Raw genomic sequence first — 19632 nt, 5'->3', positions numbered from 1 at the left:
GCTATTTAAAAAATATCTAAACTCCCCTTACCTTCACGGATAATAACAGGCTCGCCCTCAGAAAGGTCTATAACTGTAGACGCTTCATTATCACCATAACCACCATCGATAACCAAATCGACCAAATTATCCCATTTTTCAAGAATAAGTTCTGGATCTGTGGTGTATTCTAAAACTGAATCTTCATCATGTATAGACGTCGATATAATTGGATTACCTAAAAGCTTCACAATATCTAAAGCAATAGCATTATCTGGCACACGAATACCAACTGTTTTTCTCTTTTTAAACGGATTAGGTAAATTTTTAGAACCTGGTAAAATAAAAGTATAAGGCCCTGGAAGTGCACGCTTAAGTATTTTAAAAACTGAAGTATCAATTTGCTTAACGTAATCGCTTAAATTACTTAAATCGTGGCAAACAAATGAAAAATTGGATTTTTCAAGTTTTACACCTTTTATACGTGCAATTTTCTCTAAAGCTTTTACGTTAGTAATATCACAACCCAAACCATAAACGGTATCGGTTGGATAGATTATAAGACCGCCTCGTTTTAAAATAGCAACTGCTTTTTCAATCTGTTTAGGATTTGGGTTTTCCTCATAAATTCTAAAAAATTCGGCCATAATAACTATCTTGCGTTACAATATTTATAGGTACAAAGTAAATATTATTTTTTACATATGAATGAGTAGTTCGACATACTTCATTTAAAAAAGTTTTAAAAACAATATATATGAAATTTTTTAAGTTTTTCTCACTAAACCTCTTGGTCTTACTAACCGCTTTAAGTTGTTCTGAAAAAATAGAACCGATTGCTACAACCGATATTCTAGATACCACTTTGGCTTATGAAGAGCAGGATATTGTTTATGGTGATGACGAAAATCAAACCTTCGATTTATATCTTCCTGCAGATAGAACTTTAAATACTAAAGTAATTATTTTAATCCATGGTGGAGGTTGGTCTGATGGTGATAAAGCAGAAATGGATGCTATAAAAGACCTTTTAATTCAAGATTTTCCCGATGTCGCTATAGCGAATATGAACTATCGTTTAGCAGACAGCAACAACAAACCTTACCCGATGCAAACCAATGACATTAGCACGGTAATTAGATATTTAAAAACAAACGAGACTAAGCTTTCTATCTCCGATCAACTTGGTTTTATAGGCGCCAGTGCGGGTGGACATTTAGCTCTGCTTTGGGCATATAGTTTTGATACGTTACAAAAAACAAATATGGTTTGCAGTATTGTAGGACCAACAAATTTAACCGACCCTAATTTTATTACTGCAGCAGAAGAAAATAGTGAATTAGATGTCTTTTTAACCTTGTTTGGAGAAGACCCTACAGATGAATATTTGGAAGAAGCCAGTCCGCTTCACCAAGTAACAGCTAATGCACCGGCAACTATTTTATTTTATGGCGGTCAAGACCCTTTAATTCCAATTAGCCAAGGCGCCGATTTAAACGAAAAACTATCTAAACTAAGTGTAACTCACGAATACACACTTTACCCCGAAGCTGGACACGGCTGGACAGGATTAGAATTCGTAGATACATGGATAAAATTAAAGGCTTTTACTATCGAAAACCTATAAAGAAAAAAAAGGCTAAAATTCAAGATTTGAATTTTAGCCTTTTTTTTCTTCACTAATATTATTAACGCATGCCTCCACCAGGAGGGCCACCTTGTCCACCTCCACGAGACATTCCAGAATTATTATTTTGGCGAGTTTCTTGTTTTGGGTTAAGGTCTGATTTTAATTTCTCTTGATATTTAATCCATTTTCCGTATTGCTTTTCACTTAACATAGACTCTAAATTAGCATTCAACTTTGTTTCGGCTATTTTAACTTCTCGTTTAGCAGGATCAATTTTTTGTTTAACCAATTCGCGTGAAGCTTTCATTGGACTATCGGAATCATCACCTCTATTTACACTGCTACCACCACCTATTTGACTATTTTGACGACTAGACTGAAGAGCTTTCATTTGTGCATTTACATACACATTTAGGGTGTCAAAATTATCCTTATTTAAAAGTGCTATTTCATTAACATGAATGTTATATTTTTCAATGGCTTTACGCACCTTTAACGTTAAGTCTTTATCCTTTTTCTTGATTTTAATTTTCTTAATAGCGGCATCATCATCATAATTAAAAATACCTGCTACATTAGCTGCATTAAACTCTACCATTTTTGGACGTTCTTGGCTACTACTCATACTTCTACCTCCACCTGGAGGGCCACCTTGTCCGCCACCACCTGGTTGCGCATAAATAAAACTAAAGGTTAACATGCATAATAATACTAAAAGAGTTCTCATATCTATTTGTTTTTCTATTGTTTTAAGTTTAGATGCGAAATAATAAAATAACTTTCGCTATTGGGAAAATTTTAACGCATAAATAAAGAACAAGCCTTTTAAGAAAACTCAAAAGGCTTGTTTTTTTTATTATTAAACTCAGTGATTAACCTATAACTTCTAGCTTTGCAAAACGCAGTAGTAATTTTTTAGAACCTCCATGCTGAAAACTGATTTCAGCCTTAATATCGGCACCAGTTCCTTCAATTTTCATGACTTCACCTGTACCAAAACGGATGTGTTTTACAATATTTCCAACGGCTAATTTACTATCAAACAAATTGGTATTGTTTGTTGTTTTAGCAACAGGTTTTAAGTTTTTTGGTGTAGTAACCTGAAACTTCTCGGGAGCAGATTTTGATACCCCTCCTTTTTTAAGTACGGCTTGTTTAGCAGGCTTAAATCTTATTTTCCCTGCGCTTGAGGGTTTATTGTCTACAACATCACCAAATATATTAGAATCTAGCATCGGGTTAAAACGGCGCTCTTCTATTGGTGTAACTATATCTAGGTACTTCTCGTCTATTTCCTCAATAAAACGACTAGGTTCAGAATCTACTAATTTACCCCAACGGTAACGGGACAAAGCATAAGTTAAATATGCTTGTTTTTCGGCACGTGTTAATGCTACGTAAAACAAACGGCGTTCCTCTTCAAGTTCGCTACGCGTGTTCATACTCATGGCACTCGGGAATAAATCTTCCTCTAAACCAACAATAAAAACATGCTGAAACTCTAAACCTTTCGCTAAGTGAATCGTCATTAAAGCGACATGATCGGCATCACCTTTATCATTGTCCATATCTGTAGACAAGGCTACATCTTCTAGAAACTCAGCTAAATTCCCTGTGGTATCGGCTATTTCTTTTTGGCCTTCCACAAAGTCTTTCATACCATTGATAAGTTCCTCTATATTTTCTATTTTAACAACACCTTCGGGAGTGTTATCCTTTTTATATTCGGTAATAATACCTGCGGTTCTAGTAACGTATTCGGCTAATTCAAAAACATCTGCCGTTTCGTTAAGCACCTGAAAGGTTTCCATTAAAGTAACAAAATTCTTAAGCTTCGTTTTAGTACCAGCATTAATTTTAACATCTGTTTTATCGATGTTTTTCATGACCTCAAAAATAGAACGCTTGTAACCATTGGCCGCTACAATCAACTTGTCTACAGTAGTTTGACCAATACCTCGACCTGGGAAATTTATAATCCGTTTTAAAGCTTCTTCATCTGCCGGATTAATAATTAACCTTAAATAAGCTAAAACATCTTTAATCTCTTTCCTTTGGTAAAACGATAAACCTCCATAAATTCGGTAAGGAATATCACGCTTTCTTAAAGCATCCTCAATAGAACGCGATTGCGCATTGGTACGATATAAAATAGCAAAATCACTATTTGGTAGCTGGTCGTTCATTTTAGTTTCCCAAATGGTACTTGCTACATAACGCCCTTCGTCACCATCAGTTAACGATCGATTTACTTTTATTAAAGGCCCTTCATCATTTGCCGTCCAAACTACCTTTTCAAGTTTGGTTTCATTTTTATCTATAATAGAGTTTGCTGCGTTTACAATATTTTTAGTTGATCTGTAGTTTTGTTCTAATCTAAACTCCTTAACATCATCATAATCTTTTTGGAAGTTTAAAATGTTACTAATATTTGCACCACGGAAGGCATAAATACTCTGCGCATCATCTCCTACCACGCAAATATTTTGAAACTTATCAGATAAAGCTCTCACAATTAAATACTGAGAATGGTTTGTATCCTGATACTCATCAACCAAAATATACCTAAAGCGGTTTTGGTATTTTGCTAATACTTCCGGAAAGCGGGTTAAAAGCTCGTTGGTTTTCAATAGTAAATCATCAAAATCCATCGCACCAGCTTTAAAGCATCTATCTACAAACTCCTTGTAAATATCTCCCATTCTTGGTCGGCGTGCCATAGCATCGGCCTCTTTCAATTCTGGATTCTGAAAATAAGCGCGAACCGTAATTAAACTATTTTTGTATGATGAAATTCTAGAACGTACTTGTTTGTATTTATAAAGATCCTTATCGAGACCCATTTCTCTGATAATAGAAGAAATCAACCTGTCGGAATCTTGTGTATCATAAATAGTAAAATTAGATGGATATCCTAATTTATCGGCTTCTATGCGTAAAATTTTAGCAAATACGGAGTGAAAGGTTCCCATCCATAAGTTTTTTGCCTCGCTATTACCAACAATTGTGGCAATACGCTCTTTCATTTCTTTAGCGGCCTTATTGGTAAATGTTAATGATAATATATTGAAGGCATCAATACCTTGGCTCATTAAATATGCTATACGAAAAGTAAGCACTCTTGTTTTTCCCGAACCTGCGCCGGCAATAACTATCATAGGGCCATCTTTCTGTATGGTTGGCGCTAATTGAGCTTCGTTTAATTTGCTTAATTGCTCCTGTAATTCCCTCTCTAAATCCTTTTTCAAATCCTATTCATTTTAAAGCGTGAAATTAACCATTGTTCGGCATTTTCTAAGGCGGAATTATTAAAAATTATGAACAATTCACTTAAATATTTAAGTTTTAAATATCTTTACGTCTAAGTTATTCAAATTTAAAAAACATATGTTAGATTTTCTCGGAACAATTTCATGGTGGGTATGGGTACTAATCGCTCTAGCCATTGTAGCCATTCGTGATGTACTCCAAAAGCATCACACTATAAGTCATAATTTCCCAATTGTTGGCCATTTGCGCTATTGGTTAGAAAGTATTGGACCAGAAATGCGCCAGTATTTTGTAGCAAATAACCGAGAAGAATTACCTTTTAATAGAATTGAACGAGGTTGGATTTATGCCTCTGCAAAAAACGAAAATAATTATGAAGGTTTTGGAACCGATAGAGATATTTTTGAGCATCAGCATGTATTTGTAAAAAATGCCATGATGCCTTTTGAAATTAAAAACCAAGACCATCCGCATTTTAGTGATAAAACCTTTTTGCCATGCGCAAAAGTTATGGGAGAATTTAATAATAGAAAACGCCCATTTCGCCCAGCCTCAGTGATAAATGTATCTGCAATGAGTTTCGGTTCTCTTTCTGCAAAAGCTGTTGAGTCCATGAATAAAGGTGTGCATATCGCAGGAGCATACCACAACACAGGCGAAGGTGGTTTATCGCCGTACCACAGTAATGGTGGTGATGTTGTATTTCATTTTGGAACAGGTTATTTTGGAGTTCGCTCTGCAGACGGCGGTTTTTCCATGGATAAATTAATAGCCCTTGTAGAGAAAAATCCTTTTATACGTGCTATAGAAATTAAATTATCACAAGGCGCCAAACCAGGAAAAGGAGGCGTTTTACCAGGAGCGAAAATAACTAAAGAAATAGCAGAAATACGCCATGTAGAAATGGGAAAAGATGTACTATCTCCCCCCAATCACAAAGCGTTTTCTACGGTACCCGAAATGGTAGATTTTATTGAAAAAATAGCAAAAGCAACCGGACTACCTGTTGGTATAAAAGGTGCTATCGGAAAATTGGACCAATGGAAAGAACTTGCCGATATTATGATAAAAACAGGTAAAGGTCCAGATTTTATTACAGTAGATGGTGGTGAAGGAGGCACAGGCGCGGCTCCACCAAGTTTTGCAGATCACGTGTCTTTACCATGGGTTTATGGTTTTACCGATTTATACAAAATGTTTAAAGAAAAAGGTTTAAGCGAGCGTATTGTTTTTATTGGTAGCGGAAAATTAGGTTTCCCTGCAAAAGCAGCTATGGCCTTTTCAATGGGGGTGGATTGTATTAATGTAGCTCGTGAAGCCATGATGAGTATTGGTTGCATACAAGCTCAAATTTGCCATACCAACCGCTGCCCTGCAGGAATTGCAACGCAAAAGAAATGGACACAAAACGGTATCGACCCAACTTTAAAGTCGCAACGTTTGGCACAATATTTTAAAACCTTTAGAAAAGAACTTGTAGAAATAACACATGCAGCAGGTTACGAGCATCCTTGCCAGTTTAAAATGACCGATATAGAAATTAATATAGACGGTAATGATCTGGCCAAAGACCTCAGCCGAACCTACATGTACGATAAAACCCCTGTACCTTTCAAGGGCATGGAAAGCCTTAGAAGTTGCCAACATTTAGGAGGTATTAAATAGTTTACAATAAAAACTTGAACCACAAACGGCCTTAATCAATTCGATTTTAGGCCGTTTTTTCGTTTTGGCGCATCCTTTCAGGTCGGGCTTTCCGCTATATCTTTTTATAAAACACATTACTCAATAGATACTTAAAGCGCTTTAAGTTAATCTCGGCAAAATTAATTATAATGTTTCTTTAACTTTACAAAAAGGATGCCGCATCAATCCCTTGCGCACAGCTCGAAAAGCTAGTATTCAGAATAATGTTCAATGTTTAAATTAATATTTGTAGAATTAAAGCAAACCACTTAAGTTTGTTATAAAATAACCTACACCATGGAAATTAGCCGAATATTAGACCTCTTCATGTTTACTATACCAACATTAGTAACCGGATTAATTGCCTATTATTTTTTTAAAGAACACACCAAAAACGAAGATGGTCGAAGACGCTTTTTACTAAAAAAAGACATGCAAGTAACCGCTTTACCGTTGCGCCTACAAGCTTACGAGCGTATGGCCATTTTTTTAGAACGTATTACCCCCTCAAAACTACTTATACGCATAACACCAACATCTTCTAATAAAGAAAATTACGAATCTTTACTTATTCAAAGTATAGAACAAGAATTTGAACACAACCTATCACAACAAATTTATATAAGCGATAAATGTTGGAACATTATTACAGCATCTAAAAACGCGACCATTCAACTTATAAGAAAGGCAAGTTTATTAGAGAAAACAGATACTGCAAACAAATTGCGAGAAGTTGTTTTAACCGAAATGATGGAACGCTTAGCACCAACTGATGCCGCACTATCATATATTAAAGAAGAGGTTTCCGACTTATGGTAAAATTTCTTGGCGTAACTCATTAGAGCGCCCTTCTTGACTTTTAGCTTTGGCATAATCAAAGCCCTGCTTCCACCAAACTGTCATGTCTTTTTTGTTAAAAATTAAAGAGTTCTCGGTAAGTTTAGATGGTGTATAATATAAATTAAGTTGCACATTTCTATACTTTGCAGCTAGTTTTCCAATAGTAATATCACTTCGTTCTACTTGGTCTAGTAAATGCCCAAATAAATTAAGCATTAATGAAAACGGGTTTTTACCAAGTACTTTATTGTACTCCATATTTTCCGATTCTAAAATTACAGCATCTATTTCGGTTGCTCCACGTAAAATAGCTTCTCTTATAGGCACAACGCACCCAAAAGCACCATCGGCATACTCAAAACCATCCACTTTAGCTAAAGACATAAACGGAATATAATTACAAGAAATCCAAATCCATTCGCAAAACTCCTCATAGCTAAAATCTTTTATAGACTTATACTCTACTCTATTTCTTGATAAATTAGAGACAGTAACTACAACATCTTCTTTAGTTGCTCTAATTAAATCGAACTCTTCTTTTGTAAAATGCCTTTTTAAATAACGCTTTAGAGCTTTACTTTCCCCAAAGGTTCGTTTACTTTTTATAAACTGTAATAAGGTGTTAAAATAATTAATGGTAACATAATCACGATCGTCCTTTTTACGCATAATAAAAGGGTTAATACTAAAAATATTACTCTGCTTTACATTAGTAAAAACATCATAGATTTTATCAATTTTTCCTGCAGCTAAATGAGGCACAAGCAAACTACCGGTAGATGTTCCTAAAAACAAATCATATTCACGCCCCTCTTCTTGCATTAAATACTGAGCTACACCACCTGCATAGGCACCTTTGCTTCCTCCTCCCGATATAACTAATGCTTTCATTTAAAATATTTAAAGGGTAAATATAAAGAAGAATTTACAGATAGCTTATTATATGTTTAAAACTTATTCTACTAAGAATAAGCAAATATTACTGTCCTTTTATATCAAATATTAAAAAAAAGCAAGATTAAATGTCTTTTTATAATTACAACTAAATTATTTAATTAATTTAGTATCAGCTATTAACCAACATCAACTCTATGAAGAATTACACTCTTCAAGCTATGCTATATTCCCTGATAGTATTGGCTCTATATCTCGGCGTGAGCCAAATTGAGCAAATCGGGACAAAGAACACATCTTTAAACGCTTTGTTTTTAAACAATGCTCCGGATGCTTTAATGCCTCCGTCTGCTAGTTTATCCGGAAACACAACTGTTTGTCAATACTCCTCAACAGCACCTCAAGTTACATTTACTGGTTCTGGAGGTATTGCGCCTTATACCTTTCGCTACAACATAAATGGTGGAAATTTATTAACAGTAAGTTCTAACGGATCCAACAACTCCATTGCAATAAACGCTAGTACGCAAAACGCAGGAACGTATGTTTACAACCTAATATCTGTTGAAGATAGTACTAACGATATAGTAAACACGTCAAACCAAGTAACTATAAATGTAACAAATGCACCGAACACAAATTTGGGAGGAACGGGGTCCGGCTCTATTTTTGAAGGTCAACCGGTATTTAGACAATGTAGTAATTCTACAGCTTTATTTACATTTACTAACACATCAACTACTGGGTCATTAAACTCGTCGTACTCAATAGATTGGGGAGATGGGTCTCCTTCATTCAACCAAACAACATGGAGTACCACCACACATACGTATGCCGTAGGGAAGCACAATTTAACTTATACCATAACAGGAAATAACGGATGCGACACCACAGAAAACTACATTGTTTTTGTTGGGTCTAATCCTGGAGTATCATTAGGAAACCCTGGCAATACAGATATTTGTAATTCTCGAACCCTGACATTCCCTATAACGGGAACAGAAAACAACGCACCAGGAACAACTTACACCGTTACTTTTAATGACGGATCAACGCCAGAAACATTTAATCATCCGCCACCTTCAGAAATTGCTCATGATTTTTCATCTTCCTCTTGTAACACAACAAGTTCTGATGGCACGAACTTTTATGACAATTCATTCTCTGCTATTATTGTAGCAACAAACCCGTGCAGTTCTTCTTCCGTCGGTGTTGTACCTATATATGTTTCAATAGCTCCAGAAGCCGATTTTACTAGCCCAAATAACACATGTGTAAATACTTCAACTTGCTTTACAAACACGTCTATAGGTGAAGAAAATTTAGGTAGCGGAAGTGTTTGTAATACAAGCCCTAATATTACATGGGAAGTATCTCCGAGCACAGGATATTCTATAACGAGTGGTAGTTTAGGTGACGACTTTGGATTAACAGAAGGAAACTCTTGGCTAACCGGAAGTGATCAACTCTGTTTAAATTTCACAACACCAGGAAACTATAGTGTAACTTTAAAAACAGGAAACAAATGCGGTAATGATAGTATTACTAGAAAAATTTGCGTTGAACCAAAACTTACCCCCATATTCACAATTAATTCAAACAGAGGCTGTACTCCGCTTGCCGTACAAACTACAAATACGACAGACGTATCACAAAGTTGCGGTGCAGAAACCTACCTTTGGGAAGTTGATTATACTCCATCGTTTTGCGAAACAGGTTCAGGCCAGTGGAATTTTACAAATGGTAGCGATGAAAACGCCGTTTCACCCTCTTTTAATTTTACCGAAGCAGGAAGCTATAATATAAAACTAACTGTTACTAACGCATGTGGATCTAGCGATACTTCACAAACTATAGAAGTAAAGCAACCTCCTACTGCAGTAATTGATGACATTGACGATATTTGCGGTGCCGCATCTATAACCCCCACAGCACATATAGACAGCTGTGCTCCTACTTCTGAAAGTGTCACTTATTCTTGGAGTTTCCCGGGAGGATCACCTTCTTCAGCAAATACTTTAGATCCAGGAACAATTACTTATGCTAACTCTGGAGATTATACAATTTCTCTAAGTGTCACTACAAGCTGCGGAACAGTAACTGACATGGAAGATTTTTCAATAAATCCAATACCAACACTTACAAATACAGATTTAACACAAACTATTTGCTCAGGCACAAATACCACAGAAGTTAATTTAACATCGGATATAGTAAACACTACATTTTCATGGACAGCCTCAGCACCCACAGGTGTTTCTGGTTTTTTAAGTTCAGGATCTAGCAATGTTATTCCAATACAAAACATTGTAAACTCCAATACAACTTCGGAAGATGTAACTTTCATTGTTACACCTTCTATTGGAGGCTGCAATGGAACTCCTGTAAATTTAGTAATAACGGTAAACCCGGCACCAACATTCACCACACAACCCATATCGGAAACCATATGCTTAAATGGTCCGGTATCTACATTATCAGTTTCTGTTAACGGATCTGGAACGGCTACCTACCGATGGTACAGCAACTCTACTGGCAACAATACTACAGGCTCAGAAATTATAGGCGAAACAAATTCAACTTACACACCAGCAAATACAACAATTGGAGTGACTCATTTTTACGCCATCGTATCGTTTACATCTGGAGGTGGTTGCAGCGAAATTACATCTGAAACTGCTAAAATTGAAATAGTAGATGGCATTGAAATAGATACTCAACCTATAGCAACTCAAAACATTTGTAATGGCGGCTCTATTACTTCAGCGTTAAGCGTAACACATTTCGGAGGTACAGGCTCAGTATCATATCAATGGTATAGCAATAATACAAACTCCATTAGCGGAGGTACTGCAATTTCAGGAGCAAATAGTATAGATTACACCCCTCCTACTTTTACAACAGCCGGAAACTTTTATTTTTATGTAATGATTTCGCTAAATGGTGGAGGTTGCAGTGCGATATCTAGTAACGTGGCTGAAATTGTAGTAGTTAACGACCCCATAGTAAACAGCCAGCCATTACAAACACAAACACTTTGCCAAAGTATAACTGCACAAGATTTAGAAGTTGTTACCTCTGGTGGCATTGGCTCTACTTACAAGTACCAATGGTATCGTAATTCTAACAATAGTAATTCTGGAGGCACTATAATCGCTAGCGCAACTAATAGTACATATACACCTCCTACCGATACGGTAGGTACTCTATATTATTATGCTGAAATTACTCAGGCTAGTGCAAATTGTAGCGCCACAACCAATCTCGCTGAAGTGATAATAAACCCAGCTCCAGTAATTAATACACAACCCGTTTCTAATACCTATTGCTTAGGAGATACGATTAACCAATTATCCGTTTCTTATTCAGACGGTGTTGGTACTCCTACATACCAATGGTATTCTAACACTAACAACAATACGAGTACAGGTACTGCTATTTCGGGAGAAACTACCTCAACTTTTAATCCGCCATCAACCATAGCAAGTACAGTTTATTACTATGTGGTGATAACCTTTAGTTCTGGAGGGTGTACTCTTATCACTTCCGATACAGCGGAAATAATAATTAATCAAACCCCAGATATTAACGATAAATCGGAAATAATTTGCAGCGGTACATCATTTAGCACAACAGCAGAAGCCGCTATTGGAGATACAGCACCAACAGGCACAACTTACACTTGGACAACACCAACTATAACACCTGCAGGAACCATTACCGGAGCTTCAAGTGAAAGCACACCGCAAACCAATATTAGTCAGACCCTAACAAACAATGCAACCTCCGCATCCACAGTTACCTACACTGTTACACCAACCTCCGGAATTTGTATCGGCAACGATTTCACGGTAACAATAACCGTAAACCCTTCAATCAGTATCACTTCAACCATAATGCATAGTAGTTGTTTCGGTGCTAATTCTGGTGCTTTAGACATTTCTATTTCTGGAGGCGTTCCATTTTCTACAGGAAATTCTTATCAAATAACGTGGTCGGGACCGAATGGTTTCAGCAGTAATTCCGAAGATATTTCAAACCTAGGACCTGGCGATTATACCATTAATATTTTAGACGATGGCGGTTGCCCATTTATAGAAACTTTCAATATTGAAGAACCAGATGAATTAATTTTTAGCAGTATAATTTTTGATCCCGAAACCATCTCTTGTTTTGGTGCTAACGATGGTAGTATTGGTATTGAAATTTCTGGAGGAACAGAACCATACAACTATGCATGGACCAAAGACAACACTCCATTTTCAAGCACAGAAAATTTAAGCAATTTAGAACCTGGTGACTACCAAATAACTGTAACCGATGCTAATAATTGCGCACCAATTTCCGAAGACTTCGAAATTATTGAACCTGCAATACTAAATATAACCCTAGCAAATCAAACCAATATTGACTGCTTTGGCTTCGCCACTGGTGAAATAAATATTAATACAACTGGCGGACGACAAATTGAAGTATCTAGCGGAGTTTTTGACTACAACTATGCATGGACGGGTCCAAATAGCTTTACGAGTAGTAATCAAAATTTAACAGGATTAAGTGCTGGAACGTACACCGTTACAGTTACCGACAAATCCAATTGCACAGACACCTTAGCGGTTATCTTAACCCAAAGCGACGACATCAATATAGCATACACAGCAACCGAGATTAAATGTTATGGAGATAACGATGCATCTATAAGCATCGATAATATTTCTGGAGGAAATGCGCCTTACACAGTAAATTGGAGCAATTTAGGCTCGGGGAATTCGCAAACCAACCTATCTCCCGGAACCTACACCATAACTGTTACCGATGCAACCAATTGCGAAAAAGAAGCCATTGTTATAATTGATGATGTCCCTATATATGAAATTACACCAACCATTACCAATGTATCATGCTACGGCGCTAACGACGGGCGAATTGTTTTAAATTTAGTTGGTGGTATTGATCCCGTAAACTTGGTTTGGAACGATGACCCAATTGCTGGTACGGAGCGAAATAACATAGGCCCCGGTACATACACGGTGACAATTACCGATGGAACACCTTGTGAAATAACTGAAACTTTCACTATTACAGAACCCGGAGAATTAAACCTTGCCACCAACACTACCGATGCCCTTAATTGCGATGATGCCAATAGCGGCCAAATTAACCTTATTGTAACAGGTGGCTCGTTACCATTTTCCTATTTATGGTCTAACGGAGAAACCACCGAAGATTTAAATAATATTCCGCCCGGCAACTATTCTGTAACTGTTACCGATGCCAATCAATGTGAAATATCAGGAAATTGGAACATAAACAGATTTGAGCCTTTAGAAGTAGCAATAAGCACCGAAACTCAATTTGATTGCGATACAAAAACAGTAAACCAAACTTTTGTAGCACAAGCATCTGGTGGCGTTCCTCCCTATTCCTACCAATGGTCTAGCGGCACAATCAGTGGTACAAATGGAGAGATTATGTCTACCACGTTTAATGGTTTAGTTATTATTGAGGCAACAGATAACATAGGATGTACGACCAGTTTATCATACAATATTGAAATACCTGTATTGGGCGATAATGATTTCAACCTTACATCAACTGCGCTAATCACCTATGATTTTTATTCCATTTACGACCCCATTCAATTCACAAACACGTCAACCGGAGATTTTGTCTCCGTATCTTGGGATTTTGGTGACGGTACTTTTTCTAATGAAGAAAACCCAGAGCATACTTATTTTAACGAAGATACTTACAGCGTGACACAAACTGTAACCTATCCGTTTGGCTGTGTTTACACCAAACAAATAGACCTTATTGTGAGTAAAGGTTACAGCCTTATGATGCCCAATGCCTTTACACCTAACGGCGATAGCATGAACCCTTATTTTGCGCCACAAACCAAAGCTTTATCAGAATTCGACTTTAATATTTATGATACTTGGGGAAGTTTAATTTATTCCGAAACAGGCAACAACTTAAAAGGTTGGAATGGAAAAATTAAAGATATTGATGCCGAAAACGGGAATTATTACTTCACACTTTCAGCAAAAACACTTTACGGCACCACCATTACCGAAAAAGGCAAATTTGTATCTATAAAATAAAGCAAGATGAAATTAAAACTCTCCATAGTACTAGTCTTAAGTTGCTTTATTTTCAAAGCAAACGCACAAGACCCCGTATTTTCTCAATATTTTTTAGTTCCTGAAACTCTAAACCCAGGATTTTCTGGTTTTGAAGATGCTGCTTATTTCGGAATTATCCACCGTACGCAATGGCCTAGCCTAGATTTACGAGTAAATACCGAATACGCCTTTTATAACACCTGGATAGAAAATTTAGGAGGCATTGGTTTTAGTTTAATAAACCAACATGAAAACAACACGAATTACAACCATTTACAAGCCAACATAAACTTTGCTTACCACGTAAAATTAGCAAACGATTGGTATTTTAGACCTGGTATTGAAGTTGGATTTGGTCAAAAATCGTTTAATTTTAAAAACTTAGTGCTTGGCGATCAAATAAATATCAACTCAGGTAGCATTAACCCAATTAGCGCAGATCCATTTGCAACCAATGGAAATAGCAAAATTATGTTTGTGGATTTTACAGCTGGTTTTGTTTTCGATAAAAGAAATTATAGAAACGATACTGATTTATGGCTAGGAGCATCCATAAAGCATCTCAACAAACCTAACATCTCTTTCGCAGAAAATGGAAATGCCCCACTAGATATTTTCTACTCAATACATGCCAACTACAAATTTCCTTATTTTGACTATAACGATATGCTACTCTCGTTAAACTATATGCAGCAAGGCGCCTACAATCGATTAGACCTAGGAACCAATGTGCAATTGGAAAAACTAATGCTTGGGCTAACCGCAGTTACCAACCCAGCTAAAAACGACGCAAACAGCCATTTAGTAACATCTATAAATGCTTTTATTGGTTTGGAGATGGAAAATTTAAGATTTGGTTTCTCTTATGATATTAACACTACAAAAATTGGAAGAACAGATGGCGTTTTCGAACTTTCGCTTACATATCTAACCGGTTGCTTAACCTGTAGAAACCCTGCACAATTAGAACGTAGAAAGTAATTTATTCTGTTTTAAGCAGTGATTTTGCAAACTTAGAAAACTGCCAATTATGATGAGTTGTTGCTTTACTTAAGTTTTTCGTGCAAAGCGTATTACAAGCCTGTATTTGATGTAAGTATTGAAAAGCGTTTTGTCGTGTTTCAAAGCCATAATTAGACCCCGTATAACTTGTTAATTCATCAAAATACTTCGATTTATTCTGCGGTTCAAAATCCTCAGTGACTAAAGCTAAAGTTAACCAAAGTTGCCTCACATTTTTATCATTAAATCCCTGAACACCTTCTGTTTCATTTAAATAAAAGTGGCGCTTACGCGGAAAATTGACCCATAGATTGAACAACGCGGTTTCTATAGTACTATAAGATTCATCTTTTAACAACGTTTCGTATTCTGACTGTAATATTATTGGAATTTCGGTTAAAGCCCGAGCAGCTAACTGACGTATTTTGATATCTTTAGAATTCAAAACACCTTTAAACAACACATTCTTATCAATTAAAGAATCATTAATTAATGACTTGAAAAAATCAGCACGAGAAAAATCATTTATAAATCCATACAGCAAATCCCATTTCGCAAAACTATCTTCGCTAATTTTTGTCGATTTACATGGAAATATAACATCTTTATTTCTTTGATTTTTTAAAATCTCATCAGATTTTCGTTTTAAAACGGATTGAAAAACATCAATATTTTCAAGATAATTCTGAACAAATAGACTCAAATCCTCACCACTAGCTAGCTCTACTTCATCTATAAAATTTTTAGTTTCAACATTTTTAAACTTATACTTCTGCAAATAATTTTTAACACCAGTTTTAAAAGCAGTATCACCAACTTTTTCTCTCAACAAATGTAGTACCCAAGCGCCTTTTTTGTAAAACGTTGTACTGCTCGATTTCGGATTTAAGAGCGAAGTACTTCCCCCTGCTTTATTCTGCGTTATTAACTCTTGCGCGTACTCGTAAAGCCTCCAATAGTAATAATCACCTCCAAACACATCCTTTTCTGCTAAAAGCGCATAATACGTTGCAAACCCCTCCTGGAGCCAATGATGTGTTCCTGATATTTCTGTAACCAAATCGCCAAACCATTGATGAGCCAATTCGTGAGCATTAACATTCACATAATTTTTATCTACAAAACCTATTGAATCTACCACAAAAGCATCGGAAAACAGCGTAGTACTCGTATTTTCCATTCCTGCGTATAAAAAATCTTTTACAGGAACTTGCTTATAGTTTTGCCAAGGATACGGCACACCAATTTCTTCTTCTAAAAAATCGAACATTTGTTTTGTATAGCGATATGTAGGTTCAAGTTTCAAAGAATCTTCAGGATAGAAATACATTTCTAAGGGTATACCGCTTTTTGAAACTTCTGTATACTTAGAATATTTACCAATAGCTAGCGCTAACAAGTAACTCGACATAGGCTCCTCCATATCATAATGCCATATTGAGGTTTCGGGATTCTTATTTTTATTTACAAGTTTTCCGTTTGCAATAACTTCGTAAGAACTATCAAATTCAATGGTAAGATCGAATTCTACTTTCTCATTCATATCATCAAAACTGGGTAGCCAATTACTGGTATATTTCCCTTGACCTTGCGTCCAAATTTGCTTATTCCCGTCAGCATACTCCCAATCTATAAAATACATCGCTTTTTTAGGATTGGTTTTAAATGAAATTTCAATAGAATGGCTTGTATTTGCCATAAAATGATGTTTAACGATTAACCGATTATTGTTGTATAAACTGCCTTGAAAAGTTTCATCTAAAACATACTCAATCCGCTCAAAATCTCGCGCATCGATAACAATAGAATCCGTGTTTTGTAAAATATCGAATTGATAAATAACCTTACCTCCCATTTCTTTTTGGGTTAAGTCTCCAAAAGAAATGAAAGCTTTACCTACTGTAAAATCTACCATTTCCGTTTGTTGACCAAACGACATATTCCAAATTAAAACAATCGCAAACGCATATAATTTCATAAATAAACCCATTCAAAAACTAAACCAAGATATAAGTTTCTTGACGAAATATTAAAAACAATGAACAAAATTACTTTAATTTAATATTTATTTCTAGTTTAGTTTTGTGAAAAGCAATTACCTACAAACTCCTATAGATTATTTAAAAGGCATTGGGCCTAACCGTGCAGACGCTTTGCGCAAAGAATTAGGTATTCACACCTTTCAAGACTTAATAAACCTGTTTCCAAATCGGTATATAGATCGTACGCAGTTTTACAAAATTAGTAGACTGCAACAAAGCAATGCAGACATACAAGTTATTGGGAAAATTACGGGCTTTAAAGAAGTAGCTCAAAAACGAGGAAAGCGTCTTGTTGCTAATTTTGTGGACGAAACTGGCACCATGGAATTAGTTTGGTTTCGTGGTCAAAAATGGATAAAAGACAACTTAAAAACCAATATAGAATACGTTGCTTTTGGAAAAGCAAATGCCTTTGGCGGAAAATTTAGCATGCCACATCCGGAATTAGAATTACTATCGGACCATAAAGAAAACATGAGATCGGTAATGCAACCGGTGTATCCATCAACTGAAAAATTAGCAAACAAAGGGATCACCAATCGTGTAATTAACAAAACCATGCAACAAATTTTTCTAGATACAAGAGGAAAATTTACTGAAACTTTACCCGATTATTTACTCACTGAATTAAAATTAATTTCGAAAAGTGATGCTCTTTTCAACATTCATTTTCCTAAGAGTCAAGAACTACTTTCTAAGGCTCAATTTAGGCTAAAATTCGAAGAATTATTTTACATTCAATTACAGCTAATTATTAAAAATTTAATTCATAAATCAAAAATAAAAGGCTTTCCGTTTGATAAAGTCGGTACATATTTCAACACCTTTTTTAAAGACCATCTACCCTTCGAATTAACAGGTGCACAGAAACGCGTTTTAAAAGAAATTCGAGCAGATTTAGGCAGCAATGCCCAAATGAATCGGCTTTTACAGGGCGATGTAGGCTCCGGAAAGACCATAGTAGCCTTCATGTCAACATTAATGGCGCTTGACAACGGTTTTCAAGCTTGTTTAATGGCTCCGACTGAAATTTTGTCAGTCCAGCACTACAACGGATTACTAGAACTATCTAAAGACCTAAATATCAGTATAGAAATACTCACAGGCTCAACTAAAACTTCAAAACGAAAAATTATTCATGAAAAGTTAGAAAATGGAGAATTACAGCTTTTAATTGGCACACATGCCTTACTTGAGGATAAAGTTAAATTTAAAAATTTAGGCCTCGCTATTATAGACGAACAACATCGATTTGGTGTTGCGCAACGAAGTAAATTATGGCATAAAAACACATCGCCACCACATGTTTTAGTAATGACGGCTACACCTATTCCGCGAACCTTAGCCATGTCTGTTTATGGCGATTTAGACATCTCGATAATTGATGAATTACCACCTGGAAGGAAGTCGATAAAAACGGTTCATCGCTATGATAAAAACAGGCTAAATGTCTTCCGTTTTATTCGTGATGAAATAAAATTAGGTCGACAAGTTTATGTGGTCTACCCACTAATAAAAGAAAACGAAAAAATGGATTATAAAGATTTGATGGATGGGCATGAAAGTCTCTCGAGAGACTTCCCGATGCCCGAATATCAAATCTCTATTGTACATGGAAAAATGAAGCCAGCAGATAAAGAATACGAAATGCAACGCTTTATAAAAGGTGAAACACAAATTATGGTTGCCACAACCGTAATCGAAGTTGGGGTTAATGTACCAAACGCTTCAGTAATGATTATTGAAAGTGCAGAGCGTTTTGGCTTATCGCAATTACACCAATTACGAGGTCGAGTTGGGCGTGGTGCAGAGCAAAGTTATTGTATTTTAATGACGGGTTACAAACTAAGTCAAGATAGCAAAAAACGCTTAGAAACCATGGTTAAAACCAACGATGGCTTTGAGATTGCCGAGGTAGATTTACGCCTGCGTGGACCCGGAGATATTATGGGCACACAGCAAAGTGGTATTTTAAATCTTAAAATTGCCGACATTATAAAAGATAACGACATTTTACAGCACGCCAGGTATCACGCAAAAAATATTTTAAACATTGATAAAAGCTTATCGAAACCAGAAAACTTACCAATTTTAAACACTTATAGATCACTAAGTAAGTATAAAAACATTTGGAATTATATTAGCTAGGTTTTACTAAAATTCA

At 36.0% G+C, this 19632-nt stretch carries 11 protein-coding genes; 6 read left to right on the top strand and 5 right to left on the bottom strand.

Annotation, left to right across the window (positions count from 1 at the left end; translation table 11 throughout):
* Positions 1–5 precede the first annotated feature (5 nt).
* The gene (locus tag ACJJV4_RS18570; RefSeq protein WP_405296896.1) at positions 6–626 is read right to left on the bottom strand and encodes an L-threonylcarbamoyladenylate synthase; all 621 of its coding nucleotides are present in this window, start codon (positions 624–626) and stop codon (positions 6–8) included.
* Positions 627–736: 110 nt separating this feature from the next.
* On the opposite strand from ACJJV4_RS18570, the gene ACJJV4_RS18565 reads away from it, so the two are divergent.
* A complete protein-coding gene (locus ACJJV4_RS18565) occupies positions 737–1606 on the top strand; it encodes an alpha/beta hydrolase fold domain-containing protein (protein WP_405296895.1) in 870 nt (289 codons plus the stop codon).
* A 61-nt stretch (positions 1607–1667) separates the two neighbouring features.
* Here ACJJV4_RS18565 and ACJJV4_RS18560 read toward each other — a convergent pair whose 3' ends face one another.
* Both ACJJV4_RS18560 and ACJJV4_RS18555 read right to left on the bottom strand, forming a co-directional pair.
* Positions 1668–2336 carry a hypothetical protein gene (locus ACJJV4_RS18560; protein ID WP_405296894.1) on the bottom strand — a complete coding sequence of 223 codons (669 nt, stop codon included), beginning with the start codon at positions 2334–2336 and terminating at the stop codon, positions 1668–1670.
* Between the two features lie 145 nt (positions 2337–2481).
* Positions 2482–4857 carry an ATP-dependent helicase gene (locus tag ACJJV4_RS18555; RefSeq protein WP_405296893.1) on the bottom strand — a complete coding sequence of 792 codons (2376 nt, stop codon included), beginning with the start codon at positions 4855–4857 and terminating at the stop codon, positions 2482–2484.
* 139 nt (positions 4858–4996) lie between these two features.
* Between ACJJV4_RS18555 and ACJJV4_RS18550 the strand changes: the two genes are divergently transcribed.
* Positions 4997–6544, top strand: coding sequence for an FMN-binding glutamate synthase family protein (locus ACJJV4_RS18550; protein WP_405296892.1), 1548 nt, complete (start codon positions 4997–4999; stop codon positions 6542–6544).
* A 318-nt stretch (positions 6545–6862) separates the two neighbouring features.
* Positions 6863–7384 carry a hypothetical protein gene (locus ACJJV4_RS18545; RefSeq protein ID WP_405296891.1) on the top strand — a complete coding sequence of 174 codons (522 nt, stop codon included), beginning with the start codon at positions 6863–6865 and terminating at the stop codon, positions 7382–7384.
* Here the strand turns inward: ACJJV4_RS18545 and ACJJV4_RS18540 are convergent.
* The gene (locus tag ACJJV4_RS18540; protein WP_405296890.1) at positions 7376–8296 is read right to left on the bottom strand and encodes a patatin family protein; all 921 of its coding nucleotides are present in this window, start codon (positions 8294–8296) and stop codon (positions 7376–7378) included. The genes ACJJV4_RS18545 and ACJJV4_RS18540 overlap by 9 nt on opposite strands.
* A gap of 200 nt (positions 8297–8496) precedes the next feature.
* Here ACJJV4_RS18540 and ACJJV4_RS18535 point away from each other — a divergent pair, with 200 nt between their 5' ends.
* Both ACJJV4_RS18535 and ACJJV4_RS18530 read left to right on the top strand, forming a co-directional pair.
* On the top strand, positions 8497–14403 hold the full coding sequence (locus ACJJV4_RS18535; protein ID WP_405296889.1) for a PKD domain-containing protein: 5907 nt from the start codon (positions 8497–8499) through the stop codon (positions 14401–14403).
* 6 nt (positions 14404–14409) lie between these two features.
* Positions 14410–15405, top strand: a complete 996-nt coding sequence (locus tag ACJJV4_RS18530; protein WP_405296888.1) for a PorP/SprF family type IX secretion system membrane protein — start codon at positions 14410–14412, stop codon at positions 15403–15405.
* 1 nt (position 15406) lies between these two features.
* Here ACJJV4_RS18530 and ACJJV4_RS18525 read toward each other — a convergent pair whose 3' ends face one another.
* Positions 15407–17404 (bottom strand): M1 family metallopeptidase, encoded by a 1998-nt coding sequence (locus ACJJV4_RS18525; protein WP_405296887.1) that lies wholly within the window; start codon positions 17402–17404, stop codon positions 15407–15409.
* Between the two features lie 106 nt (positions 17405–17510).
* Between ACJJV4_RS18525 and recG the strand changes: the two genes are divergently transcribed.
* Entirely contained in the window at positions 17511–19616 is a 2106-nt protein-coding gene (gene recG / locus ACJJV4_RS18520) for an ATP-dependent DNA helicase RecG (RefSeq protein ID WP_405296886.1), read from the top strand.
* The last annotated feature ends 16 nt before the right edge of the window (positions 19617–19632 follow it).

The organism is Algibacter sp. Ld11 (assembly GCF_045066735.1).
Taxonomy (GTDB): Bacteria; Bacteroidota; Bacteroidia; order Flavobacteriales; family Flavobacteriaceae; genus Algibacter.
This window is presented reverse-complemented; position numbering and strand designations above follow the sequence as displayed.